Origin of the sequence: Leeuwenhoekiella sp. LLG6367-2.1 (assembly GCF_045055775.1) — a bacterium.
Taxonomy (GTDB): domain Bacteria; phylum Bacteroidota; class Bacteroidia; order Flavobacteriales; family Flavobacteriaceae; genus Leeuwenhoekiella; species Leeuwenhoekiella aequorea.
Genome location: NZ_CP159331.1, coordinates 394,270 through 418,679 on the forward strand (window position 1 = coordinate 394,270; position 24,410 = coordinate 418,679).

General features: G+C 34.6%; 22 protein-coding genes, 1 tRNA gene and 1 other RNA gene. 17 read left to right on the forward strand and 7 right to left on the reverse strand.

What is annotated here, in order from left to right; all coding sequences use genetic code 11:
- Positions 1-154: 154 nt before the first annotated feature.
- The 4 genes from pheT (at position 155) to ABVM53_RS01830 (ending at position 4,613) form a co-directional block, all read left to right on the forward strand.
- Positions 155-2,581 (forward strand): phenylalanine--tRNA ligase subunit beta, encoded by a 2,427-nt coding sequence (gene pheT / locus ABVM53_RS01815; protein ID WP_405328786.1) that lies wholly within the window; start codon positions 155-157, stop codon positions 2,579-2,581.
- Between the two features lie 70 nt (positions 2,582-2,651).
- A complete protein-coding gene (locus tag ABVM53_RS01820) occupies positions 2,652-3,374 on the forward strand; it encodes a hypothetical protein (RefSeq protein ID WP_405328788.1) in 723 nt (240 codons plus the stop codon).
- Positions 3,371-3,877 carry a hypothetical protein gene (locus ABVM53_RS01825; protein ID WP_405328790.1) on the forward strand — a complete coding sequence of 169 codons (507 nt, stop codon included), beginning with the start codon at positions 3,371-3,373 and terminating at the stop codon, positions 3,875-3,877. The genes ABVM53_RS01820 and ABVM53_RS01825 overlap by 4 nt, the downstream gene beginning before the upstream one ends.
- 145 nt (positions 3,878-4,022) lie before the next feature.
- Positions 4,023-4,613, forward strand: coding sequence for a hypothetical protein (locus ABVM53_RS01830; protein WP_405328792.1), 591 nt, complete (start codon positions 4,023-4,025; stop codon positions 4,611-4,613).
- Between the two features lie 56 nt (positions 4,614-4,669).
- Here ABVM53_RS01830 and ABVM53_RS01835 read toward each other — a convergent pair whose 3' ends face one another.
- Entirely contained in the window at positions 4,670-6,295 is a 1,626-nt protein-coding gene (locus ABVM53_RS01835; protein ID WP_371457100.1) for an ABC-F family ATP-binding cassette domain-containing protein, read from the reverse strand.
- A gap of 171 nt (positions 6,296-6,466) precedes the next feature.
- Here ABVM53_RS01835 and ABVM53_RS01840 point away from each other — a divergent pair, with 171 nt between their 5' ends.
- Positions 6,467-7,882, forward strand: coding sequence for a TlpA family protein disulfide reductase (locus ABVM53_RS01840; RefSeq protein ID WP_405328795.1), 1,416 nt, complete (start codon positions 6,467-6,469; stop codon positions 7,880-7,882).
- An 80-nt stretch (positions 7,883-7,962) separates the two neighbouring features.
- Here the strand turns inward: ABVM53_RS01840 and fsa are convergent, their stop codons facing one another.
- The 3 genes from fsa to ffs all read right to left on the reverse strand — a co-directional run bounded on the left by fsa (position 7,963) and on the right by ffs (position 9,691).
- The gene (fsa, locus tag ABVM53_RS01845) at positions 7,963-8,619 is read right to left on the reverse strand and encodes a fructose-6-phosphate aldolase (RefSeq protein WP_371457098.1); all 657 of its coding nucleotides are present in this window, start codon (positions 8,617-8,619) and stop codon (positions 7,963-7,965) included.
- 123 nt (positions 8,620-8,742) lie between these two features.
- Complete coding sequence (locus ABVM53_RS01850) at positions 8,743-9,546, reverse strand: SDR family oxidoreductase (protein WP_405328797.1); 804 nt, start codon at positions 9,544-9,546, stop codon at positions 8,743-8,745.
- Between the two features lie 45 nt (positions 9,547-9,591).
- An RNA gene (gene ffs, locus ABVM53_RS01855) (signal recognition particle sRNA small type) lies at positions 9,592-9,691 on the reverse strand.
- An 89-nt stretch (positions 9,692-9,780) separates the two neighbouring features.
- On the opposite strand from ffs, the gene ABVM53_RS01860 reads away from it, so the two are divergent.
- From ABVM53_RS01860 to ABVM53_RS01915, 12 genes are all read left to right on the forward strand, one after another.
- Positions 9,781-10,839, forward strand: coding sequence for a glutaminyl-peptide cyclotransferase (locus tag ABVM53_RS01860; protein ID WP_405328799.1), 1,059 nt, complete (start codon positions 9,781-9,783; stop codon positions 10,837-10,839).
- 6 nt (positions 10,840-10,845) lie between these two features.
- Positions 10,846-12,390, forward strand: a complete 1,545-nt coding sequence (locus ABVM53_RS01865; protein WP_405328802.1) for a hypothetical protein — start codon at positions 10,846-10,848, stop codon at positions 12,388-12,390.
- Between the two features lie 441 nt (positions 12,391-12,831).
- A complete protein-coding gene (locus ABVM53_RS01870; protein ID WP_405328804.1) occupies positions 12,832-14,163 on the forward strand; it encodes a hypothetical protein in 1,332 nt (443 codons plus the stop codon).
- A 144-nt stretch (positions 14,164-14,307) separates the two neighbouring features.
- Positions 14,308-15,012 carry an HAD family hydrolase gene (locus tag ABVM53_RS01875; RefSeq protein ID WP_405328807.1) on the forward strand — a complete coding sequence of 235 codons (705 nt, stop codon included), beginning with the start codon at positions 14,308-14,310 and terminating at the stop codon, positions 15,010-15,012.
- 99 nt (positions 15,013-15,111) lie between these two features.
- The gene (locus ABVM53_RS01880) at positions 15,112-16,158 is read left to right on the forward strand and encodes a M28 family metallopeptidase (protein WP_405328809.1); all 1,047 of its coding nucleotides are present in this window, start codon (positions 15,112-15,114) and stop codon (positions 16,156-16,158) included.
- Between the two features lie 199 nt (positions 16,159-16,357).
- Positions 16,358-17,080: a DUF2490 domain-containing protein gene (locus ABVM53_RS01885; RefSeq protein ID WP_405328812.1), complete on the forward strand. Its 723-nt coding sequence runs from the start codon at positions 16,358-16,360 to the stop codon at positions 17,078-17,080.
- Between the two features lie 218 nt (positions 17,081-17,298).
- Positions 17,299-18,252, forward strand: a complete 954-nt coding sequence (locus ABVM53_RS01890) for an SDR family oxidoreductase (protein ID WP_405328815.1) — start codon at positions 17,299-17,301, stop codon at positions 18,250-18,252.
- A gap of 9 nt (positions 18,253-18,261) precedes the next feature.
- Positions 18,262-19,173, forward strand: coding sequence for a helix-turn-helix domain-containing protein (locus ABVM53_RS01895; RefSeq protein WP_405328818.1), 912 nt, complete (start codon positions 18,262-18,264; stop codon positions 19,171-19,173).
- 1 nt (position 19,174) lies between these two features.
- Positions 19,175-19,678 carry a hypothetical protein gene (locus ABVM53_RS01900; protein WP_405328821.1) on the forward strand — a complete coding sequence of 168 codons (504 nt, stop codon included), beginning with the start codon at positions 19,175-19,177 and terminating at the stop codon, positions 19,676-19,678.
- Between the two features lie 157 nt (positions 19,679-19,835).
- A complete protein-coding gene (locus tag ABVM53_RS01905; RefSeq protein ID WP_371457087.1) occupies positions 19,836-20,393 on the forward strand; it encodes a hypothetical protein in 558 nt (185 codons plus the stop codon).
- Between the two features lie 202 nt (positions 20,394-20,595).
- The gene (locus ABVM53_RS01910; RefSeq protein ID WP_405328824.1) at positions 20,596-21,477 is read left to right on the forward strand and encodes a DUF5694 domain-containing protein; all 882 of its coding nucleotides are present in this window, start codon (positions 20,596-20,598) and stop codon (positions 21,475-21,477) included.
- A gap of 209 nt (positions 21,478-21,686) precedes the next feature.
- Positions 21,687-21,923, forward strand: coding sequence for a hypothetical protein (locus ABVM53_RS01915; protein WP_371457085.1), 237 nt, complete (start codon positions 21,687-21,689; stop codon positions 21,921-21,923).
- A 146-nt stretch (positions 21,924-22,069) separates the two neighbouring features.
- Here ABVM53_RS01915 and ABVM53_RS01920 read toward each other — a convergent pair.
- From ABVM53_RS01920 to ABVM53_RS01930, 3 genes are all read right to left on the reverse strand, one after another.
- Positions 22,070-22,145, reverse strand: a tRNA-His gene (locus ABVM53_RS01920).
- 86 nt (positions 22,146-22,231) lie between these two features.
- Positions 22,232-22,948 (reverse strand): bacillithiol biosynthesis deacetylase BshB1, encoded by a 717-nt coding sequence (gene bshB1 / locus ABVM53_RS01925; RefSeq protein WP_405328827.1) that lies wholly within the window; start codon positions 22,946-22,948, stop codon positions 22,232-22,234.
- Positions 22,949-23,103: 155 nt separating this feature from the next.
- Positions 23,104-24,279: a PLP-dependent aspartate aminotransferase family protein gene (locus ABVM53_RS01930; protein WP_371457083.1), complete on the reverse strand. Its 1,176-nt coding sequence runs from the start codon at positions 24,277-24,279 to the stop codon at positions 23,104-23,106.
- Between the last annotated feature and the right edge of the window lie 131 nt (positions 24,280-24,410).

The following is a 24,410-nucleotide window of genomic DNA, read 5'->3' on the forward strand; positions in this document are numbered from 1 at the left end:
ATGCTTTGCTTTTTACAAGGAGGATCGTTATCATCTTTGAAATTTCCTGATATTAAATTAGATAAAAAAGGAACAACTGTACGCGTATTAAACGCAACTTCGTGCTAAAGAAAACAGCTTAAATGTTATATTTGCCCTTTTAAAATTAAGGGGAATGCAAATAAGCTACAACTGGTTAAAACAGTTTATCAATATTGATTGGAAAGCCGAAAAAACAGGCAATTTACTTACAGATTTAGGTCTTGAAGTAGAAGGTATAAATGCTTTTCAGAGTGTAAAAGGTGGACTACAAGGTATTGTAGTAGGTCACGTTTTAACTTGTGTGAAACATCCTAATGCAGATCGCCTTAAGATTACAACCGTTGATATAGGAACCGGAGAACCCATTCAAATTGTTTGTGGCGCACCTAACGTTGACGCCGGGCAAAAAGTACCTGTAGCTACTGTAGGCACTACACTTTATGATGAAAAAGGAGAAGCCTGGAAAATAAAAAAAGGCAAAATACGCGGCGAAGTGAGCAACGGAATGATTTGTGCTGAAGACGAATTAGGTCTTGGAAAAAGTCACGACGGTATTTTGATACTTGATCAAGATCTTGTACCCGGCACAAATTTATCTGAAGTATATGATATTGAAGATGACGAGGTTTTTGAAATAGGCCTAACTCCTAATCGCGCCGATGCAATGAGCCATATGGGAACTGCGCGCGACCTTCGGGCAGGACTTATACAAATGGGTGTTAACAGTGAATTTATCACCCCTTCTACCAGTGCTTTTAGAATAGATAATCGCACACAAAAAATAAGCGTTCAAGTTCTTAACCAAGAGCGTGCTCCGCGTTATTGCGGTATTACAGTAAGTGGAATCACAGTTAAAGAATCACCCGCTTGGTTACAAAATAGACTTAAAGCAATAGGTCTAACTCCTAAAAATAATATAGTTGACGTTACAAATTATGTGCTCCACGAACTCGGTCAGCCGCTTCACGCATTTGATCTTTCTAAGATAAGCGGAAAGCAAATAAACGTAAAGACCGTTGAAGCAGGAACCAAATTCACCACTCTGGATGGTATAGAGCGCGAACTTCACGAAGAAGATTTGATGATTTGTGATTCTGAAAAACCGCTTTGTATTGCCGGTGTGTTTGGTGGTGAAAATAGTGGTGTAACTGAAGAAACTACGGGCATATTTCTAGAAAGCGCTTATTTTAATCCGGTGAGTGTACGTAAGAGTGCAAAACGTCACGGACTCAATACAGATGCTTCATTTAGATTTGAACGCGGAATAGATCCTAATTTAACTGAATATGCATTGATACGTGCGGTTCTTTTAATTCAGGAAACTGGTGGCGGTGAAGTAACAAGTGATGTAATTGATATCTATCCTAAAAAGATTGAAGATCACCAGGTATTTCTAAATTTTGAGCGCGCAGAAAAATTAATTGGAGAAGAAATTCCTAAAGAGACGATAAAATCAATATTATCATCTTTAGATATTAAAATTAACAACATTACAGAATCTGGTATTGGGATGACAATTCCTGCATATCGTAATGATGTCACTCGTGAAGTAGATGTAGTAGAAGAAATTCTACGAGTTTATGGGTATAATAAAATCAAGTTTAAAGCAAAACTTAATGCTTCGATATCAAAAAGCAGTCGTTTTGCAGATCATAAAGTACAACAGGTTATCGGAAACCTACTTGCAGATCAAGGCTTTAATGAAATTCTCAATAACTCATTAACTAATCCTGAGTATGCTGTTTTAAATATTGCATTTAAAGCAGATTACAGTGTGAAGATGCTTAATCCGTTGAGTACAGATCTTTCTGTAATGAGACAGTCTCTTTTATTTTCAGGCTTAGAAGTGCTTGCTTTTAATACAAACAGAAGACAGCCAGATTTAAAACTATTTGAATTCGGAAAGAGTTACCACAATTTCCCGGGAGGAAGAGAAGAGCACAAACATCTGACTGTATTTTTAAGCGGTAACAATAATGCAGAAAGCTGGAACGCACCTCAGAAACCAGCTAGCTTCTTTAATTTAAAGAGTACGGTTGAAACCGTTTTATCTCGTTTAGGCATATCCGATTGGTCTGTAAAGCCGGTTAAAAACGCTCAGTTCTCTGAAGGATTAAGCTATACTATAAACAAAAAAACTGTTGTAGAATTTGGAGTAGTAGTTAAGACCATACGCAATCATTTTGATCTTGATCAGGAAATTCTATTTGCAGATTTTAATTGGGATGTTGTACTCGAATTAATCAAACAAAATAAAATTAGTTTTAAACCTATACCTAAAAACCCTGCTGTTCGTCGTGATTTCGCATTACTACTTAACAAAGATGTTTTGTTTGATGATATCTATCAAGAAGCGCATAATGTAGAAAAAAATCTATTAAAAAATGTGGCTCTATTTGATGTTTACGAAGGTGCAAATCTACCTGAAGGTAAGAAAAGCTATGCTGTGAGCTTCACATTACAAGATGAAAACAAAACACTAACAGACAAAGAAATAGATAAGATAATGCAAAAACTTCAGCGACGTTTTGAAGATCGATTTGAAGCGACGCTACGATAATACTTTAGCATTTACCATCTTGTAAATTATTGATGTATTAGTTAACTTTAAATGCTAAAAAAAAAAGAAAATGCTATTAAAGAAGACTAATATTCACGATAAATTACTTCGTGAACAGTTTAGAAAATCAAAAGGAGATTTAGTTATTAATTGGGTACACCAATTTCTAAAGAAAACTCCTTCACAAAACGAACGTATCTTAGAAAATCTTGCTAGTGACTCGATTGAAGATTTCAATGATTTTGACTTTGATATTTTAGATACTGATCGCATATTTAGTGAGAGCAGTATAAAGAAAATCTGTATTAATTATAGATTGAGATTCTTAGATTCTAGATTGTTTAAAGGTACTTTCCCACAAGAAGCCCTTTCAGAAATTACGCAACTTGAACAAGAACATAATTTACAATTACAGGGGTTTAAAATAATGGCACCATCAAAAATGTTTGTACTTAACAAAACAGATGATCCTTTATTATTTGCGCCAATGGGTAATGGGTATTATTATTTAATTCATAAATGGGGTAATGATTTACATCCATTGCGAAAATTGATGATGTGGCCCTTTAAAAATTTTGAAAATTTAATAGTTACCATCCTATTATCTAGTGTGCTAGCAACACTCTTAGTACCGGACGGATTATTCTCACCTAAACAAACATTTAGTCAGGATCTTATGGTATTCTTTTTTATGTTTAAATCTATTGCAGCTGTTGTTCTATTTTACGGTTTTGCATTAGGTAAAAACTTTAATAATGCCATCTGGAAATGCAAATTTGATAAAGCAATATGATTAAAGATTCTAACTACGAGCGTGTTTACACGGGATCAGAACTAAACGTAAAATTTCTTCAAAATCACTTAAAAGAAGCCGGTATTCATAGCGTAGTACGCAATGATGGCGAAAGCGCGATACGTGCAGGTTTTGGTACTAACTATGTCAATCAGGCATTGGTATTTGTAGAGAAAGAAAATCTGGTAAAGGCTAAACATATGGTCGAGAAAATCTTTTCAAATACCGAATTATCTGATAGCGAATTAGAGGAGCAAGCTACACAAAGCAGACTTGAAGAAGAACCTGATGTAACCGAAACCACAGACACACTTATTCAAAAAGAGAAAAATCCCAAGCGCTCTGTTTTGAACCTGGCCTTAAATGCTGGCCTTTTGCTATATTCTCTATATCGATTATATCCGCTCACTCAAGGGGAAGAATTACCCACTTTTAGAATAGTTCTTAGTGGATTTATCGCAGTATTCTGCGGCTACACACTTATAAAGCATTTTAGAAATTAATTCTAAAATGCTTTAAGTTTATTATATATTCTACTTAATACCGTAGGATAAAATTATGCGCTTCATTAAATAAATTTAAAACTCAGCGCAACCTATTTCGTTGTTGATCATCTAAAGATTAATTAATAATCTTAAATCTCAACTAATGAAAAAATTATCTTTCGTTCTACTTTCTTTAATTGCTCTTACTACGGCTTGCTCTACTTCAGATGATACAAATTACGTACCTGTTGTAAGTTCGTTTGAAGTATCTGACCTTATCACAATCCCCGAAGCTAGTGAAACCTATAATGTAGATGATACATTATTCATAGAATTAAATGTTCCTGTTTCTCTTATAGCAGATAATGGCACACCTATTAAACTCGATTCTCTTTTTCCAGATGCTCGTTTTTCTGAAATATTTTTATTTAGATATGAAGAAGATGATATTGAACGTAAATCACCAATCCCTTTTACTAATACGGATGTATTTGTAAGTGAAGGTCAAGGTAGACTTGCTGCCGAAGGCGTGGTTCTAACTGCGATAAAAGAGGAAGACACTTACAAACTACGCGCGGGAATAAAATTGAAAACTGCAGGTAGCTACTTTTTAGCTCCGTACAACCAAAGCACTACAGACTCATTTTATGCTATTCTCCAAGACTCAAGAACCTTAGATATTGTAGAACTTAAAACAACTATTGCAGGTCAAACACCTTCTAATAGATTTAGTTATGAAGTAGTATCTCAATAAAAAAAAAGCCGCAAATTGATTAAATCAATTTGCGGCTTTTTTTTATTTAAGGCTTACTATGCCTCAACAGTATACATTTGTTGACGCTGCTCTTTAATTTTTGGATCATTCATATAGTCATCAAAACTTAAATAGCGATCTATTGCACCATTAGGTGTAAGTTCTAAGATACGATTACCTACTGTTTGAGCAAATTCGTGATCGCTCGTAGTAAGTAAAATCGTCCCTTTAAAGTTTTTCAAACTATTGTTTATAGCTGTAATTGACTCCAGATCTAAGTGGTTTGTAGGCTCGTCAAACATTAAAACGTTTGCTCGTTGCATCATCATTCTACTCAACATACAACGCACCTTCTCGCCTCCTGAAAGTACATTAGAAGTTTTTAAAGCTTCTTCACCAGAGAAAATCATCTTACCAAGGAATCCGCGAATATGAACTTCCTCACGCTCTTGTTCGGTTTTTGCATATTGACGTAACCAATCTACTAGCGTAAGATCATTTTCAAAAAACTCCTGATTATCTACTGGAAGATAAGATTGATTTGTAGTTACACCCCATTCAAATTTACCTTCGAGTGGCTTTTGCTTTCCATTTAAAATCTCATAGAAAGCTGTAGTAGCACGGCTATCTTTAGAATAAACTATGAGTTTATCTCCTTTAGCAAGATTTAAGTTGACATTTTTAAAGAGAACCTCTCCATCTATAGAAGAAGCTAACTTTTCTATGTTAAGAATCTGATCTCCGGCTTCACGCTCACGTTCAAATATAATAGCAGGATATCTTCTGCTAGAAGGTCTAATATCATTTACGTTAAGCTTCTCAATCATTTTCTTTCGAGAAGTAGCTTGCTTACTCTTTGCTACGTTCGCACTAAAACGACGTATAAATTCTTCAAGTTCTTTTTTCTTCTCTTCAGATTTTTTATTCTGCTGAGCACGCTGGCGCGCCGCTAGTTGAGAAGATTCATACCAGAATGTATAATTACCGCTAAAATGCGAAATTTTACCAAAGTCAATATCAGAAATGTGGGTACAAACCGAATCTAAAAAGTGACGGTCGTGAGACACCACAATTACACAATTCTCATAGTTTGCTAAGAAATTCTCTAGCCAGTTAATTGTTTCATAGTCAAGGTCGTTAGTAGGCTCATCCATAATCAAAACATCAGGATTGCCAAATAATGCCTGCGCTAAAAGTGTACGTACTTTTTGCTTACTATCTAGATCTTTTACCAAATTATAATGATGCTCTTCAGAAATACCCAAGTTAGAAAGTAAAGCTGCAGCATCACTGTCCGCATTCCAGCCATTCATTTCTTCAAACTTCACCTGCAACTCCCCTATTCGGTCTGCATTTTCATCTGAATAGTCTGCATATAAAGCATCCATTTCAGTTTTGATCTTATAAAGCGGCTTATTTCCTTGCAAAACAGTATCTAAAACTGTGTACTCATCAAAAGCATAGTGATCCTGCTCTAGAACAGACATACGCTTACCAGGTTCAAGATGCACATTACCACTGGTAGCATCATCCTTTCCTGAGATTATTTTTAAAAATGTAGATTTTCCTGCTCCGTTAGCTCCGATAATTCCATAGCAATTTCCTTGAGTAAATGAAATATTTACTTCGTCAAAAAGAACTCTTTTACCGAATTGAACAGATAAATTTGATACTGATAACATAGATTAAACCCAGATTTTTTAATGATCTGCAAAAGTACAGCTTATAACCTAAAACAAGAAATATTAACTTTTATAATATATGTTTTAACTTCTAATTAACAAGAGACTTCGAGCAGCAAAACTACATTTGGCGTATTAACCTAAATTTCTCCTATAGACTAAAAATTACATATGAGCTTTAAGCTAATTATGGCATTCTTTTCTATACTACTTAGTATAGGATGTGCTAAAGACACTAAATCTTCAAGATCTGGCACGTATTTAAGCGGAGAAATTGTTAACCCAACTTCAAATCACATTTTATTACGCAAGAACAATATCCTTGTTGACAGCATTCCTCTTGATCAGGACAATAAGTTTTTCTATAAATTAGAAAACGTAGATAATGGTCTCTACGAGATTTTTCACAATGAAGAACAACTCATTTATTTAGAGAGTGGAGATAGTTTACTACTTCGTGTAAATACTTTTGAATTTGATGAGACCTTGACCTTTAGCGGTTATGGTGAAGCAGAAAACAATTTGATGATTCAATCTTTTCTTCAGAATGAGCAAGAAAACAATTTGATGATTCGTGGTGATATTTATCAAACCGATCCCGAAACTTTCAATCAAAATATTCTGAAACTGAAACAAGAGCGTGAGGCCTATTTAGAAACTTTCCTCGAGCGTAATGAAGTAAGTGAAGAATTTGAAAAGATCGCAAGAGCCATAATTAAATATGACTTTTGTGCTCGTAAAGAGGTATATCCTACTTCACACTTTGGAGAAGATCGCTTAAAATATATGGACTCATTGCCAAGCTCGTTTTATGATTGCCGGAAAGAGGCAGATTTTAATGATGCATCGTTAATAAACCTATTTTCGTATCAGCGTTTTCTACTCAATTACTTTAATCACGAGGCTTACAAGGCTTATTACAAGTCTGAACCTTACAATCCGCAATCCTTTACTCATAATTTGCATAAACTACGTATCATAGAGACTAAGATTAAAGATGAAACCGTAGAGAGCTTTCTTTTAACTCGTACAATCAAAAATTATCTGGCAAATAGTAATGATAAAAAGGGCGGAGAAACACTTTACGACATTTATATGGATCGTATATCTTCTAAAAATGATAAAGCGGAAATCGAAAAACTGTATCAGGCAAATAAGAACATCGAGACTGGAAAACGAATTCCTGAAGAGCGTGTAATTAATGTTAATAACGACACATTAAATTTAAGAGACCTTATAAAGAAACCAACGTTTATATTCTTCTGGTCTAATTCTAAAAAATCTCAAGCTAAACGTTCACAAGCTCTGGCAGAATCTCTAATTCAGAAATATCCACAGTACACCTACTTATCAATCAACGTTAATGATGATTATACAGACTGGATAAATACCATAAGACGTTATGATTTTGATCCATCAAAACAAGTACAGTTCACAGATAGTTATAAAAAAATAACACGTGATCTCGCTATGAATTCACTACTGAAAACCTTTATTTTAGATCGCAAAGGTTTTATCATTAATGCCCACGCAAATATTTACAGTTCGAATTTTGAAAATGAACTGGTTCAGGGTCTTGAAAAATAAATTATCCTTTCAATTACAAGAAAAAAAAAATCCTGCTCAATGAGCAGGATTTTTTATTTATTAAGTTCAAACAGTATTAACTACTGATTTCCTTTGTTATAGTCTGCTAAGAATTTCTCTAAACCACTATCTGTAAGTGGGTGTTTAAGCAATCCTTCGATAGCAGATAATGGACCCGTCATAACATCAGCACCTAATTTTGCACAGTCAATAACGTGCATCGTGTGACGTACAGAAGCAGCTAAGATTTGAGTTTCAAATGCATAGTTATCATATACCAGGCGTATATCTGAAATTAAACCTAAACCATCTGTAGAAATATCATCAAGACGACCTATAAAAGGTGAAACATAAGTTGCTCCCGCTTTTGCCGCTAATAATGCTTGTCCTACTGAAAATACAAGTGTACAGTTTGTACGTATTCCCTTATCACTAAAGTATTTTAATGCTTTAATCCCATCCTTAACCATTGGGATTTTAACTACGATCTGATCGTGTAAAGCTGCTAGCTCTTCACCTTCTTCAATCATTCCTTCAAGATCTGTAGAGTTCACCTCTGCACTTACATCTCCATCTACAAGATCACATATAGCAACATAATGCTTCAATATATTATCTCTACCTGTGATGCCTTCTTTAGCCATCAATGAAGGATTAGTAGTTACACCATCAAGAACTCCTAGTTCTTGGGCTTCTTTTATCTGGTCAAGATTTGCTGTATCAATAAAAAATTTCATGTAAAGATTTTTTTGAATTATCAATTGTTTTGAGTTCCAAATTTACGCAATTAAAACGTCATTTATTAGAAAGAAAGGTATTAAACAAAAGCATCTAACTCCTACTCAAAATTAACTTCTTGCTTATAATTTATAGTGATTTAAAAGCAATCGCTCATAGATTTTACCCGGCAAAACCCCTTTTAGAAAAATCGATATTTTCTGCATAAATGCACCTACCTTATAATTCACATCAGGATTAGGTGTTTTTATAATTTTATAGATGGCTTCTCCCATAATTTCAGGATTTAATCCCTGATCTACATGCTCATCCATTAAAGCTAAAGATTTTCCGAAGTTATTTGCATAGGGAGACGTTGGAGATAGTGGCGCGTGATATCGACCCGAGGCAATGTTTGTAGCAAAGTCTCCCGGCGCTACATTACACAATTTAACATTAAACTCTTTCAGCTCCATGCGCAATGCCTCTGTAGTAAGACCTAGCGCTCCTTTTGTAGCTGAATAAGCACTTCTATAAGGAAGACCCATAAAGCCCGCAATTGAAGTCACATTAATTATAAGTCCAGATCTGCGTTCCCGCATTGCTGGCAAGACTTCTTTTATCAATGCTAAAGGACCAAAGTAATTCGTTTCAAAAATTGATTTAAGTTCGTCTTCAGGAATTTCTTCCAGAGGTCCGGTAATACCTTTTCCAGCATTATTAATAAGAACATCAATACGTCCTTCAATTTTTAAAACTTGAGCTACTGCACTTTTAATTGTAGCACGATCTGTAACATCAAGCGCAATAAACTTAACTCCATTTTCTTCGGGTTGTTTGGGCGACCTACTGGTTCCATAAACTGTAAATCCTTTTGAAACGAGATAATGTGCTGTAGATTTTCCTATTCCGGAAGATGCTCCTGTGATCAAGATAACTTGAGACATAAATATAATTTAGAGCGGGGAAATTACGTAAATATAAGGCATAAAAAAAGGCAAGCTACCTACATCACACCGCTGCGACCATCTACCCTTGCTGCGTTCCCGCCCTGGGGGAGTTCGACAGGAGCTGGTTGTGTAGGACTTGCCAGCTGCAAATATACAGTAATACTCTAGCAAACCAAACGTTTTTTAAACTGAATTTAATGAATTATCTTGACGTCAAAATTTAAAGATCCTATGCGCATTTATAACCTTCTCGCTCTCTTTGTTTTATCTGTAATTACATGGTCATGCGGTAACGGAAAAGATTTAAGCAAAAGCTTTTCAATTAACACAGATAAGCCTGCTCAAACCTTAATTAATGGTGAATCATTAGCCATAAACTTAAAATCTAAAGGCACAATTGAAGTAGATTCTGTGGTGTACTACTTAGATAATACACGGCTGGGTTCTAAAAAAGATTTATCTTCTTTAACGACACCAATTTCTATTAAAAAATTAGGGGCAAAAGAACTGAAAGCTGAAGTTTTTGCCGAAGGAAAGTCTGCTTTTATTACAATGCCTATAACTTTTGTTTCAAAAGAAGCTCCGGCACTATATACTTATGAGATCGTAAACACCTATCCACACGACGTAGAATCATATACGCAAGGACTCGAATTTTATAAAGATACACTATATGAAAGTGTAGGTGAATATGGTCATTCTGGATTATTAAAAACAGATTTGAAAACCGGAGCGATCTTAGAACGTATAGATCTTGATAAATCTGTTTTCGCCGAAGGCTTAACAATTATAGATTCAAAAATTATTCAGCTCACTTGGAAGTCTAATCAAGGGTTTATATACGACTTAAGTACATTTAAAAAAGAGGGTTCTTTTCAATATAACAAGAGTAAAGAAGGCTGGGGACTTTGTAATGATGGAAAAATGATTTACAAGTCTGACGGTACAGAAAAAATATGGATGCTCGATCCAAAAAATCTTAATGAGCTTGATTACATTCAGGTAGTAGATTCAAAAAAAATACGCTCTAAGTTTAACGAACTTGAATGGGTAAACGGTAAAATTTATGCAAATTCTTATCAGTTTGACAGTATCTCAATTATAAATCCAGAAACAGGGGCCATTGAAGGTGTAGTTGATCTTAGAAGTTTAAAGAACGAAGTCAAATCTATAAAAGATAATGGCAATGAAGTTCTTAATGGAATCGCATACAATGCAGCTACAGACAAGTTATACGTTACCGGTAAGCACTGGGACACAATTTTTGAAATCAAAATCATCAAAAAATAATCGACTTTGAGAAAATACCTTTATGTATGCATTGCTTTTTTATCGATGATATTGGCAAGTTCTTGTCGGGAAGATTTTGAAGCAACGTTAAGTAATGGTAGATTAGAATTTTCTAGAGACACGTTATTTCTTGACACGGTGTTTTCTAACACAAGCAGCAGCACCTATTCTATTAAAGTATACAATAGATCAAATAATTTAATTACCATTCCACAAGTAGGTTTAGCTCAAGGCGAAAACTCCAACTACAGATTGAATGTTAATGGTAAAGCCGGTAAAATTTTTGAAAATATAGAAATTCTACCTAAAGACAGCATATTTGTTTTTGTTGAAGTAACCGTTGATGCTTCCATTATAGACGCTAACGACTTTTTATATACAGATGAGATTGAATTTGATAGTGGTATAAATCTTCAAAAAATCAATCTTGTGACTCTTATACGTGATGCTATATTTCGATATCCGTCGCGCAATGCTGCTGGTATCAAAGAAACTTTAAATCTGGGAACCGATGAAAATGGGCAATCCGTGGAGATTGAAGGTTTCTTCTTAGAGGATGATGAATTACAATTTACAAACCAAAAACCCTACGTAATTTATGGTTATGCTGGTGTAGCTAGCGGAAAAACACTTCAAATTGATGCCGGTGCACGTATTTATTTTCATCAAAATAGTGGAATCTTAATAGCAGATGCGGCTCACCTACAAGCAAATGGAACAATTAGCACAGACCAGGACGCTTTAGAAAATGAAATTATTTTTGAAGGAGATCGGCTTGAACCACATTATAAAGACATACCGGGACAATGGGGAACCATCTGGTTTACTTCTGGCAGTACCGGAAATCTCAATTATGTAACCATAAAAAATAATGAGATTGGCATATTAGCCGAAGGATTATCCCAGACTCAAAGTGCTGCTGTCAGCATACAAAATTCACAGATTTATAATTCTGCGTTTGTGGGTATGTATGGTATCAACGGTTCGATTTCAGGTAAAAATGTTGTAATAGGGAATTCTGGCTTATCAAATTTATGGTTACGTCAAGGTGGCTCTTATAATTTTATTCACAGTACGTTTGCCAATTATTGGACACAAAGTTTCAGGAATACTCCTGCGGTACAAATTGATAATTACCTAGAAGTTGGCGATGGACTTCAGGTAGCCGATTTAAAAGAAGCCAACTTTATAAATTGTATTATTTACGGGAATAAAAATCTGGAATTGGGATTTCAGAAAGTAGCTACTGCAGAATTTAATTTCAGGTTTGAAAATTGCTTAATTCGCTTTGAAGATCCCTTTAATGACTTTACAGAAACTCCAGAATATCAGTTTGACAATGAAGAATTTTATACTGCCATTCTTTTAAATGAAAATCCGTTATTTAAAGACACAGCAAACAATCACTATTTTATAAATGAGCAGTCGCCTGCTGAAAATATGGGAAGCATCAACGGCTTTCAACAAGCACCTGTAGACCTTCTGGGAAATTCCCGAGCAGAAAGTATAGATTTAGGCGCGTATCAAACCAGTTCATTTGAGCTGAACTAAACTTATTCAGATAGCCTATCTAGGCATTTCTTCATTTTTAGGCGTGCAATCTTAGCTTCTCGCATCGCTATAAATTTGTTAATTTTTTCTTAATAAAATAGTGCCAACTCTCTCATTTTACATACTATTCAGTAGATATGAATAAATCTTTAATTAGAAATAGAATTTAATCAATCAAAATTGCATTAAATCAGCTTTTTACGAGATTATTAATAGCAAATAAAACTGCAATCTCAAAACAGTTTTCTATCTAAAAAATCCCCTTTTAGATTAAAATATTCTTTTTTAAGGTAAACGACACACTTCTACCAAATATAATTTGCTCAGTATCAATTAGTCTACATTTGAGTATAACATACTTCAATTTTGGAACATTTTTATCGTCTCCATTTTGAGAAAACAACTTAAAAACCCAATCCCTATAAATAAAACTACCCAATAATGAGAAAACTGGTGTGTATAAGTTTACTATTTGTAGCTCACTTTATTTCAGCTCAAAAATCAAGTCATTTAGAGGGACAGCTTAATATTTCATTAGCAGATGAAAGTATCGAAGGCGTCTTTACTCTTTCTAATCTTCCTGTAAATACGCAAACGCTATCGTTTAAGCTTAATGAGCATATAAAAGTAAAAACAATCGAGTTAAATGGTGATCGTATCGCTTCGAGTAAAGTACCTCAAAATTGTGAAGATTGTCTCATCTACACTGTAATTGTGGGATGTGCGGTTGTTATTACTCCGCAATCTGAATTGAGAATTACCACAGAAGGAAAAATAAAAAAAGTAGACGATCCTAAGGAAGTTAAAAAATATAAAGGAGAACTTGTTTACTCCAACGGAATATTACGTGCAGGCACGCGTAACAAATGGTATCCTGAGGTAATGAAACGTAATAGTAATGCTGCAGAATATCTAGATCCTTTTAATTATACGTATGCTATTACCGCAAACTGTGAGGATTGTCAAAGCATTTATATAGGTAAAGGAGAGCCAAAACCGAGCGGATCTTTATTTGAGAACACCCGTGTAGAAGGAGATATGATTTTACTTGCGGGAAATTTAAATTTTCAAAAAGGGAAGTACGCAAACTACATTAACGTTGATGCAGACAAAATTCCAGAACTAGAAGAACGTTTTGCAAGAACACGCGGCTACTTAGAAAATATCACTCAGGTAGATGACCCTAACAGTAAAATCGTTTATGCTCAGGCAGAGTCTCCTATTTATGGTAATGAAGTGGTTTATAATACGGTACTTAACACCACAAAAAATGTAAATCCTAATAAAATTGATATAACCATTGAAGAGGATGAAGCTTATTATTTTTTAGCAAATGCTTTTAAACCAGAAGACAATTTGGATAAAATGCTCTTGCAATCTTTAGCAAAATATGTCAAATTAAAATACATTGAAGAAAGCAATCCGCAACAGTATGAGAAGTTAACTTCATACGTACAGGGACAGGCGGTTGCCAGTACACAGAATACTAGAGAATCTACTAATCAACCAGAACTACAAGCCTTACTTATTACTCCAGAACAGTTTTTAGATATGGAAAAAGAAATTGGTAAAGATAAAATGGCAGTATTCATTCAAGATGTATTTAAAAACTTACGTTCTGGAAAAAGAAGTATGCAAGTGCTTGTAGACAGTATGAGCGGCATAGAAAATCCTTCAGAATATTTAGAAAAAATCGAACAAGATTTTATCACACAATTTGAGATGCGTGCCACCGCTCCTCAAGGAGAGGAAGTTTTATCGGGATTAGATTAATTGCATCGTAAAAATCACCTGTCGAAAAATCTATCAATGCTTATCTGATTCGTGTACTTTATTACATTTAAGTGAATTTGATTTATAAAGTTGCCTTGTAGCCAAACCAGTTACCTTTGTGTAGAAACTTTATAAAACTACATTTTGAAAAATTCTACTTATAAAAATAAGCTTGCGATCAAGGCTCTCGTTTTTGATATGGATGGCACGATGATAGATAATATGATGGTACATCATCGAGCTTGGCAAAAAAGGTTGAAAGATTTAGGTTTAGACATGACACTGGAAGAAGTTAAACGCGATATTCACGGCGTTAACGACGAAATTCTCATCCGCTTATTTGGCGACAAATACTCCAAGGACGAGATGACTCAAATTGCTCGATCAAAAGAAGCTGATTATAGAGAATTGTACGCTCCTGATATAAAGCTCCTAGATGGATTGAAGGAATTTTTGGAAAAAGCTAAGCATCTAAATATACCTATGGGCATTGGCACCGCCGCTCCTAAAGAAAATGCTGATTTTACAGTTGAAGCTCTGGGGTTAGCTAGCTATTTTAAAACTGTAGTGCATAGTGATATGGTGCAACGTGGCAAACCAGACCCACAAGTATTCGAGTTGGTTGCAAATGATTTGGGAATTAAACTCTCAGACTGCGTGGTGTTTGAAGATAGTCCCACGGGAGCTCAGGCAGCAGCAAATGGGGATTCAAAATCTATAATCTTAACAACTACGCATACCGAGCAAGAATTTGAGCATATTCCGCAGACATTGCACTTTATGACCAATTATGAGAATATTGCGATATCCAAAGAAAATGAAGCAATATTTTATTTACACTACACATAACCGGCAATTAGTTGTTAGAATTTAGCTAAAATTTAACCATTAGCCTAAAACACATATTTCAAAAGTGTATTTTTAAGGTCTTTAAAATTTAAATCTTTTATGAAAAAAACTATTTTGATGACCAGTTTACTGGCAAGTGTGTTGCTGGTGAATTGTGGTCCTAAAATGAATGACAACACAAAAAGCTCAAGTGCAGATGGTGTATCTATTGAAGATGTAGATCCAATGCCTTATGCTAATAGCATTACTGCAGAAGAGCTAAAAGAAATGCTATATGTTTATGCTTCAGATGAATTTGAAGGTCGTAATACAGGTGAACCGGGCCAGAAAAAGGCAGTGGCATACTTAAAAGAATTTTATGAAAATCAAGATATTGCTGCCGCTTTAGACAGCACCTATTTTCAAACAGTTCCTGAAAGTTTTTTTAGAGCCGGTAGTGGAATAAAAGCATCTGAAAATGTTGTTGCTTACATTAAAGGAAGTACAAAACCAGAGGAGTATATAATTATATCTGCACATCTTGATCACGTGGGAATGAGTGATGATGGGGAGGTTTATAATGGAGCAGATGATGATGGTTCTGGTACTGTAGGTTTACTCGAAATTGCAGAAGCATTTAATGATGCAGTAAAAGCAGGTCATGCACCGCAGCGATCTGTAGTATTTTTACACGTAACTGGCGAAGAAAAAGGGTTGTATGGTTCTCGTTACTATGCAGAAAACCCTATTTTCCCTTTAGCAAATACTGTAGCAGATCTTAACATAGATATGATAGGTCGCGTTGATGATGCGCATAAGGATAATGAAAACTACATTTATCTAATAGGATCAGATAAATTAAGTACAGAATTAGATAGTATTTCAACTGCAGTAAATGAGAAATATATGAATATCGATCTGGATTATACGTATAATGACGATAAGGATCCTAACCGATTCTACTACCGCTCAGATCACTACAATTTTGCGAAAAATGGAGTGCCTATAATATTTTATTTTAATGGTGTTCACGCAGACTACCACAAAGTATCAGATACGCCAGATAAGATTAACTACCCAATGCTTCAAAAAAGAACTCAACTTGTATTTTTGACTGCTTGGGAACTAGCCAATCGCGCAGATCGCATAGTGGTTGACAAAAAATAATTTTCGCAGCCAAATAAAAAAATTAGCCCCTTACAAGTAAGGGGCTTTTTTATGTAATTTTTTTAAAAAAATAAACCGATCTAAATTAAGTAATCACATAATTAAAAAGTATAATTTCGCTTTTTGGGAATAACTTTTAAATTCAAATTCTTTCCTTTCAATTGTCTCTTATGATACTAAAATTGCTCTTTAAATTCTAATGCATCACGCATTTAAAACTTTTGTTGTTGTTATTTTAATAGCGATAACTCTCCCCCTTAATGCGCAGAAAAATATTGAATCACAACAGTTATTATGGGCAGGATACTCCTTAAAAGTACAAATTAATGAGACCTATTTGTTACGGCAGGAGCTTGAAGAGCGCACCTATTGGTTTCCGTGGAGACAACACCAGTTTATTTCCAGAACCATGCTTGATCGCAAATTAAATAATGGCTGGAGTACAGCGTTAGGCTTTGTTTATTTGCAACAAGCACAACCGCAAGATCCAGAAGTAAAAGATTTTAAAAATTCATTAGAATTGCGTCCTGTAGCAGAACTCGCTTATACGCACGATATAATTTCCAAAGTTACTCTAGGCCATCGATACTGGACCGAATTTCGGTTTTTTGAACAATCTAATGGAGATTATGACTTCGGAACTATTAGGGCACGATACAAAATAGAACTTCGCTACGCTCCTATCTCACAGCTCACATTTAAGGCTTTTGAAGAATTACATGTAAACATCGGTAATAAAGTTGTCCAAAATATTTTTGATCAAAACCGAATAGGTATTAGTGCTCAGTATATGTTTCTAGAAAATCTAGGTGTTGAAGTGGGTTATTTTAATTGGTATCAACAACGATCTACAGGAGTGGATTTTTACGATCGTAATATTGTTCGGTTTACAGTACATCATAAGCTGAAACTTAATAACTAATTACCATTTTTTGTATTGAACGAAGACATTCTAAAAGATACTTACGAATTAATCATTAAAGAAATAAAAAGCCATCATAACAGCCTGTAGAATTGTTGTAGCGATGATAGTTTGTATGCTTTGCTAAAAAGTATACAACTTATGAAAATGTGTTTACTAAGGAAAAATCCATTAGTGCGTCCTTTGTCTTATTCTTTTAAACCTAAAAAGTAAACGAAATGAGTAAAACAAAATTTGGCGCTAATGGTTGGACACCAAGTAGAATAAATAATCTTACAGGTAAAACATATCTTATAACAGGTGCAAACACCGGTGCAGGCTTTGAAGCAAGTAAAATACTTTTAAGCAAGGGAGCAGAAGTAATTATGCTTAATCGTAATACTCAAAAGTCTAACGATGCTATAGCTAAGTTAAAGTTAGAGTGTGGTTCAGATTCAAAAGTATCTTTCATTAAAATGGATTTGGCATCCCTGGCATCAGTGCGGGAAGCTGCTGCACAAGTTAAGAGTGAGTTTCATAAAATTGATGCTCTTATTTGCAATGCAGCTATTGCGCAAGTACCTACTCAAAAATTCACAAAAGACGGTTTTGAAAGTCAGTTAGGTGTAAATCACTACGGGCATTTTCTGTTGTGCGGCTTGCTTTATGATTTATTAGATCAATCTAAAGGTCGTATAGTAGTTGTGGCTAGCGAAGGATACAAAATGGGAATTAAAACAATACAATTTGATGATATGAACTGGGATAAAAATTACCATCCCAATAATACGTATTGTCATAGTAAGTTAGCACAAATGCTGTTTGCCTATGAGTTGCAAGATAAAACGGCAGCGGCGCAAAGAGACGTGAAAATATACGTTTGTCATCCAGGTGCCTCTGCCACTTCTCTAATTAAAAATAGTGGTAGTCTAAAGTCAAAAATTATATTTGGGTTAATGTCGATGACACCCCTAGTTCAATCTGCAGAAAAAGGCGCTTACCCGGAAATAATGTGTGCTACTGAATCTGAAGAAAATTTAAATCAGAAAGAATACTATGGTCCTACCGGCAGAATGCAATGGACGGGTCCTGTAGGTGCTTGTGATTTAGAATCTCACGCTCAAGACAAAACAACAGCGATTAAACTTTGGACAGTATCAGAAAAAGAAACTCAGTTTAAATGGAATCTTTAAATTAGTTAAATGAAACACTTTAAGACCTTATCTTCTTACTTAGATTACCTAGAACTTCCGGGTCCAGAACACCCTATGCTGAGCATATTTTCCGCCAGCGGCGATGGATTTCTACCTTGTCCTAAAGCGAGTTCGCCTCCTATTACAAATGATTGCTATTCGATAAGTTTAAAGAAAATTGTAACCGGTGATTTAAATTATGGAAGAACCAAATATGATTTTACGAATGGCGCTTTAATTTTTCTAGCTCCGCGGCAAGTATTACAGTGGGATAACAGCGTTGTATTTGAACAAAAGGGCTTTTCAATAAACTTTCACGAAGATTTCATAAAAGGTACAGAACTGGTTCAGCAAATAAAAAAATATGGTTTCTTTTCCTACTCCGCTAATGAAGCATTACACCTATCGCCTAAAGAAGAAAGACAAATAGAAATGATCGTTGAAAATATTGAGATAGAATATCACAATAACCAAGATGAATTTAGCAAAGATATTATCATTTCTCAGTTGAGTACTCTTTTAAAGTATGCCAATCGGTTTTATGAAAGGCAATTCTTAAACAGAAAAGAACTATCCACCAGTTTACTTGAAAAATTTAATAGTCAATTATCTACTTATTTTGATGCTGGTAAATTGCAAACAACAGGAATTCCCAGTGTAGAAGAATTGGCTGCGCATTTAAATGTCTCGCAACGTTATCTTAGTGACACACTTAAGAATGAAACAGGAAAAACCTCAACAGAACACCTACAGTTATATTTGATTAATGAGGCGAAAAATATTTTATTAAAACCCCACAAGAGTATTGCTGAAGTTGCTTACGAACTCGGGTTTGAGTATCCTCAATATTTCTCAAGATTATTTAAAAAGAAAGAAGGTATTAGTCCTACCGAATACAGAGAAAAATATAAAATGAATTAATATGGAAATTTTAAAATTAGCAATCGAGTGGGCAAAAGCTGAAGTTTTTTCGTCCAGATTTTTTATAGCGTTTGGTGTTCTTTTTATTTCGGCGAGCATAGGATTTTGGCAGCTTGGCAAAACAGAACTCGCCAAATCATACATTTATCCTATGTTGATCGCAGGAGCCTTATTATTAATAGTAGGTATTGGTATTTTTTACGCAAATAAATCTCGAATTACCAGCTTCGCTACTGCCTATAAAAGCAATTCATCCACATTTATTGATTCAGAAATTAAAAGAACCGAAAAATCGATGGCAGAATATAAAACCATTGTTTTTAAGGTTATTCCTGTAATAATTATTACCGCAGCATTATTAATTATTTTTATAGATAAACCACTGTGGAGAGCTATTGGGATTACTACAATAGGTATGATGATAATCATTCTGCTGGTAGATAGTAATGCGAATACAAGGCTTGAAAAATATCATAGCTATTTACTACAAGAGAAACACCAGTAAGTCTCTTACAGGTTTGTGATCTTGTCTGAAGGTATAGAAGTTTAAAATATTTCTGCTTGTGATATTTATATTTCAGAAAAATCAATTTTATTTTTTTTTCTAGAGTTATGACTTACTTTGCATATACACTAACGTGCTAAAATATGCATTTGTCAATATGAAAAAATCACTACTCAGTTTATTCCTTATTTTATCTTTTACTACATTTTACGCGCAGGAAACGATCAGCGTTAATACCGAAAAAGTCTGGCGAGTTAATTTTTTAAATCCAGCAATAGAATTAGAATTACCTACTGGGGAATATTCGACATTTTCATCAGCTATAGGAATTGGTTACAATGGTGGCTATCCCGATTTAACTTACGGCGGAAATGGATTTATATATATTATAAGTCCGTTTGTAGATATACAACAAAAATGGTTTTATAATCTAAACAAGCGCATAAGTAAAAACAAAACCATTGATAACAATTCGGGAAATTTTGTAGCGCTACGATTTATAACACGTGGAAACTCTATAGCAGAAAATGTATCGCGTACTTCAAATTTTGATTTTGCCGTAGGTCCTACCTGGGGAATTCAAAGAAAATATGGTGAAAATTTCCATTTGTTAGTTGACATAGGCCCTCAATATTATTTTGATACCAATGGTAACGGCAATGTCTGGCCATTAATGATACAGCTCAATCTTGGATTTGACCTTAGTAAAAAATAGCGCATTCTTAGCCTTGCTAAGATACACCAGTAATAAGATAGGCTTTTTGTTCTGTAGCGAACAAAAGGTTTTAAGAAAACAGTAAAATCTTACACAATCAGGATAAGCTATACTATCCTCTCCAACTTACATCTACCTCCTATTGTTTTAAAATTTCAAACGAGAATAAGCGTATATTAATCAGCGAATTAAACTATTATAAATGGTGAAATCTGATTATATGAAGCAAATGATATTTCTTTTATGCGTTGTATTTATCTGTTGTACAGAAAACAAACCTTTAGAAAAGAATAAAGAGAAAACGGAGACTTCTGAAAGTGAGAAAATTCAAGTTCTAAACCTTGGTAGTTTTCATTTTGGAGATACTACTGATGCACATAAAACGGAGTTTGATGAAAGTACAGAAGCTGCACACCAAGAAATTAGAACTATTTCTAAATTATTGGCGCGTTTCAGACCCACTATAATATGTATTGAGAATTTACCCGAATACAATACTGAAATTAACGCAGCTTATCAAGAATATCTCAAAAATCCCATAAACCTAAATTCTAAATATGGAGAGAGTAGTATGATTGGTTTTGAAATAGGAAGACTAAGTCAAGTCGATTCAATTTATGGTATTGACAATTATATGGGATATAATTATAGCGTAGGAGATTTTATTGAAAACAGTGCAGATTTAAAAAACGCTGTAGATCCTGCTACCTATTTACAACTTACAAATGAACCTTTTAAAGAATTTCCTGCCTTGGCAAAACGCGAAGCTAATTCTGACAATCTCTCTTTATTAGAAAAATTTAAATTGATTAATGAACCGGTTTATCTCGACTACTCCATAACAACAAATGCAGATAAGTTATTATATGTGGGTATAGAAAGCGGCTTTGAAGGTGCCGATAATGCAGCATTGTTCTATCACAGAAATATGAAGATTTATACTAATCTTAATAGAATTCCTATGACTAAAGAAGATCGGGTATTTATCATAATGGGAACCGCACATACTGCTTTTTTAAGGGAATTCATAAACCGAAGTCCAAAGTTTGAGATGGTTAATACCTTAGAGTATCTGAATAATTAAAATGCAACCACTAAATTTTTTAAAGAAGTTAAATTTTCAATGATTTAGCATAACTGAAAATGGCAAGGATCAACTAAAAAATTGTTCAAAATAGGATTACTTATTTTAGTCACTAAGTAGTTAGTATTCAAAATATTTAGCTTTATTTACGTGCTTTATTTTACGAACGCAAAAGAATTTAAAAAGTTGAATTAACGCTTAAGCTTACTATGAAAATTAAAAATTTAATCTTCTTATTTACGACTTGTCTCTTGGTAAGTTTTACCGGTACAAATGGGAATGTGCGATCAGAAGCATATACCACAGTTTATGTATGCGGAAAGAGTACTATTTACCACCCTACTAAATCCCATTCGGCACTATCAAGATGTACATCAGGTATAACCACCTGGACCGAATCTAACGCAAAAAATGCCGGTAAAAGGGCGTGTAAATGCAGAAATTAATTAGTATTGGAGTAAAGATCTTTTAAATCTAACGCTTAAGATGTTGTAACAAATTAGCAGAAGTACCTGCAAGTATTCGTGATGCATTTTTTAGGTATATACTATAACGAAAAAATCCCTGCATTTCTGCAAGGATTTTTACTTCCGGGTGGAAGATCGGTCTCGAACCGACGACCTCCTGAACCACAATCAGGCGCTCTAACCAACTGAGCTACAACCACCATATAAAAACATAATTCGCTAGCGATTTATGCGGGTGCAAATGTAAGGCAAATACCTAATATGCGCAATACATTATAGTAAAAAAATTAAATCAAATCAAATATAGAGTCCACAGCGGGATAACGTTCTGTTGTAAAACCCTCTGCATATTCTGTCCCTATTAGTCTTCCCAGATCCTGAGCTCTGTATTTAATACTTTCCTGAAAGTTTTTACTACTAATGGGTGTATTGTCTTCTCCAGTGTTAGGATCATAAAATTGAGATCTATAGGCAAGTACAGATTTCATTTTTACATCCATAAAACCGCTAATATCAACTACTACGTCAGGCTTCAAGTTTTTCCACTGTATATAATGATAAACTTGTTTAGGTCGCCAGGCTTCCTGAGATTTTCCGTCTAAGGTTGTTTCAATCTTTTTTAATCCGCTTAAAAAGCAAGCATCACTTGTAAGCCTACTTCCCTTACCGTGATCAATATGCCTATCATCTATAGCGTTACACAATACAATTTCAGGTCGGTATTTTCTTAAAATCTCAATGATACGCAGTTGCGAATCTTTATCATTTACAAAAAAACCATCTGCTAGTGCTATATTCTCACGAATGCTTAACCCTAAAATTTCGGCAGCTGCAGCTGCCTCCTGATCTCTAATTTCTGCAGAGCCACGTGTCCCTAACTCACCTCGCGTAAGATCGAGAATACCACATTTCTTTCCGCGGCTAATTTCTTTTGCCAATACACCAGAACAAGACAACTCTACGTCATCGGGATGTGCACCTATGGCTAATATATCTAATTTCAAAAGTTTGCTTTTATAATTTCATTAAGTCGTAACAGATATCAAAAACTAACCTTCTTTTTGAAACCTGCCAAACTTCCTACGTTATCATCTAGTTATTTGATTTCTGAGACAACTACTTCTTGCTTATTGTAAAATCCAACCCGCATTCTTAAAATTTAAATACTGAAATTTAAACTATCTTTCACCACTTTTTCAAGTGCCTGTTCTAAATCTGAAATTAGATCTTTCCTGTCTTCAATACCTACAGAAAACCGCAGCAAACCGTCATTTATTCCCTGATGCTTACGCTCTTCTGCACTTAATAGGGCGTGTGAGGTTTGTGTGGGAGATAAAATGGTAGACTCTACTCCTGCCAGACTCATGGAAGGCTTTATTAATTTTAATTCTTGTAAAAATGTAGCTGTATTTAATTCGTCTGCTAACTCAAAAGAAAGCATACCTCCAAAACCACTCATTTGTGATTTTGCTAATTCGTAATCGGGATGAGATTTCAATCCTGGATAATACACTGCTTTAATATGTCCATTAGTTTCTAACCACTTCGCTAACTTCTTAGCGTTTTTATTTTGTTGTTTTACGCGCAAAACAAGTGTTTTCAAACTGCGTTCAAGCATCCACACACTAAAGTCGCTCAAGCTGCCGCCCAAATTTTTAGCTTTATGCCAAATTTGCTCCATATGTGCATTAGATGCGGCTACTGCTCCTGCTAGAATATCACTATGCCCACCCATATATTTAGTAGCACTATGCAAAATTATATCGATCCCATAGGCAGCCGGATTTTGATTTACCGGTGATGCAAAGGTGTTGTCAATCATTGTGACTATTCCCTTAGCTTTTGCAACCTCGGCAATCATTTGCATATCGGTTATAGTCATTAACGGATTTGATGGTGTTTCAATATATAAAACCTTTGTGTTTGATTTTATTGCGTTTTCAAAATCCTCACGGGCAAGACCCTCAGTAAATGTATATTCTATTCCCATTTTTGAGAATTCCTCTTCGACTAAATTAAACGTACCGCCATAGAGTGTTTTTTGCAGAACTATGTGATCGCCGGCATTTAGAAATGCTAACAAGGCTGTGCTCACAGCGGCCATACCGCTACCAAAAATCATCCCTGCTTCTGTACCTTCAAGAGCTGCTATTTTTTTTCCTAGCATTTCTTGATTAGGCGTATTAAAATATCGCGGGTAACGTTTTACATCCACATCTTCATACGCGTAAGAAGTTGACATATATAATGGTGATATGGCTCCCTTAAACTGGGTATCTTCCACTTCACCCACGTGTGTACATATTGTATTTTTTCCGTATTTAGAATTGGTCATGGATTCAATTTTTATTAAAAATCTAATTTACAAAAACCAACCTTAAAAACGAGAATTTGACCCTCGCAAATACTGCTTGATTGCTTATTAATATTACCGGCAGGTGTCATAGCTTTGCGGTCTAATTAAAA

What these genes read in the sequence shown, in the direction of transcription:
- pheT (WP_405328786.1), top strand. Translation starts at nt 155, where the DNA reads ATGCAAATAAGCTACAACTGGTTAAAACAGTTTATCAATATTGATTGG.
- ABVM53_RS01820 (WP_405328788.1), top strand. Translation starts at nt 2,652, where the DNA reads ATGCTATTAAAGAAGACTAATATTCACGATAAATTACTTCGTGAACAG.
- ABVM53_RS01825 (WP_405328790.1), top strand. Translation starts at nt 3,371, where the DNA reads ATGATTAAAGATTCTAACTACGAGCGTGTTTACACGGGATCAGAACTA.
- ABVM53_RS01830 (WP_405328792.1), top strand. Translation starts at nt 4,023, where the DNA reads ATGAAAAAATTATCTTTCGTTCTACTTTCTTTAATTGCTCTTACTACG.
- ABVM53_RS01835 (WP_371457100.1), bottom strand. Translation starts at nt 6,295, where the DNA reads ATGTTATCAGTATCAAATTTATCTGTTCAATTCGGTAAAAGAGTTCTT.
- ABVM53_RS01840 (WP_405328795.1), top strand. Translation starts at nt 6,467, where the DNA reads ATGAGCTTTAAGCTAATTATGGCATTCTTTTCTATACTACTTAGTATA.
- fsa (WP_371457098.1), bottom strand. Translation starts at nt 8,619, where the DNA reads ATGAAATTTTTTATTGATACAGCAAATCTTGACCAGATAAAAGAAGCC.
- ABVM53_RS01850 (WP_405328797.1), bottom strand. Translation starts at nt 9,546, where the DNA reads ATGTCTCAAGTTATCTTGATCACAGGAGCATCTTCCGGAATAGGAAAA.
- ABVM53_RS01860 (WP_405328799.1), top strand. Translation starts at nt 9,781, where the DNA reads ATGCGCATTTATAACCTTCTCGCTCTCTTTGTTTTATCTGTAATTACA.
- ABVM53_RS01870 (WP_405328804.1), top strand. Translation starts at nt 12,832, where the DNA reads ATGAGAAAACTGGTGTGTATAAGTTTACTATTTGTAGCTCACTTTATT.
- ABVM53_RS01880 (WP_405328809.1), top strand. Translation starts at nt 15,112, where the DNA reads ATGAAAAAAACTATTTTGATGACCAGTTTACTGGCAAGTGTGTTGCTG.
- ABVM53_RS01885 (WP_405328812.1), top strand. Translation starts at nt 16,358, where the DNA reads ATGCATCACGCATTTAAAACTTTTGTTGTTGTTATTTTAATAGCGATA.
- ABVM53_RS01890 (WP_405328815.1), top strand. Translation starts at nt 17,299, where the DNA reads ATGAGTAAAACAAAATTTGGCGCTAATGGTTGGACACCAAGTAGAATA.
- ABVM53_RS01895 (WP_405328818.1), top strand. Translation starts at nt 18,262, where the DNA reads ATGAAACACTTTAAGACCTTATCTTCTTACTTAGATTACCTAGAACTT.
- ABVM53_RS01900 (WP_405328821.1), top strand. Translation starts at nt 19,175, where the DNA reads ATGGAAATTTTAAAATTAGCAATCGAGTGGGCAAAAGCTGAAGTTTTT.
- ABVM53_RS01905 (WP_371457087.1), top strand. Translation starts at nt 19,836, where the DNA reads ATGAAAAAATCACTACTCAGTTTATTCCTTATTTTATCTTTTACTACA.
- ABVM53_RS01910 (WP_405328824.1), top strand. Translation starts at nt 20,596, where the DNA reads ATGGTGAAATCTGATTATATGAAGCAAATGATATTTCTTTTATGCGTT.
- ABVM53_RS01915 (WP_371457085.1), top strand. Translation starts at nt 21,687, where the DNA reads ATGAAAATTAAAAATTTAATCTTCTTATTTACGACTTGTCTCTTGGTA.
- ABVM53_RS01930 (WP_371457083.1), bottom strand. Translation starts at nt 24,279, where the DNA reads ATGACCAATTCTAAATACGGAAAAAATACAATATGTACACACGTGGGT.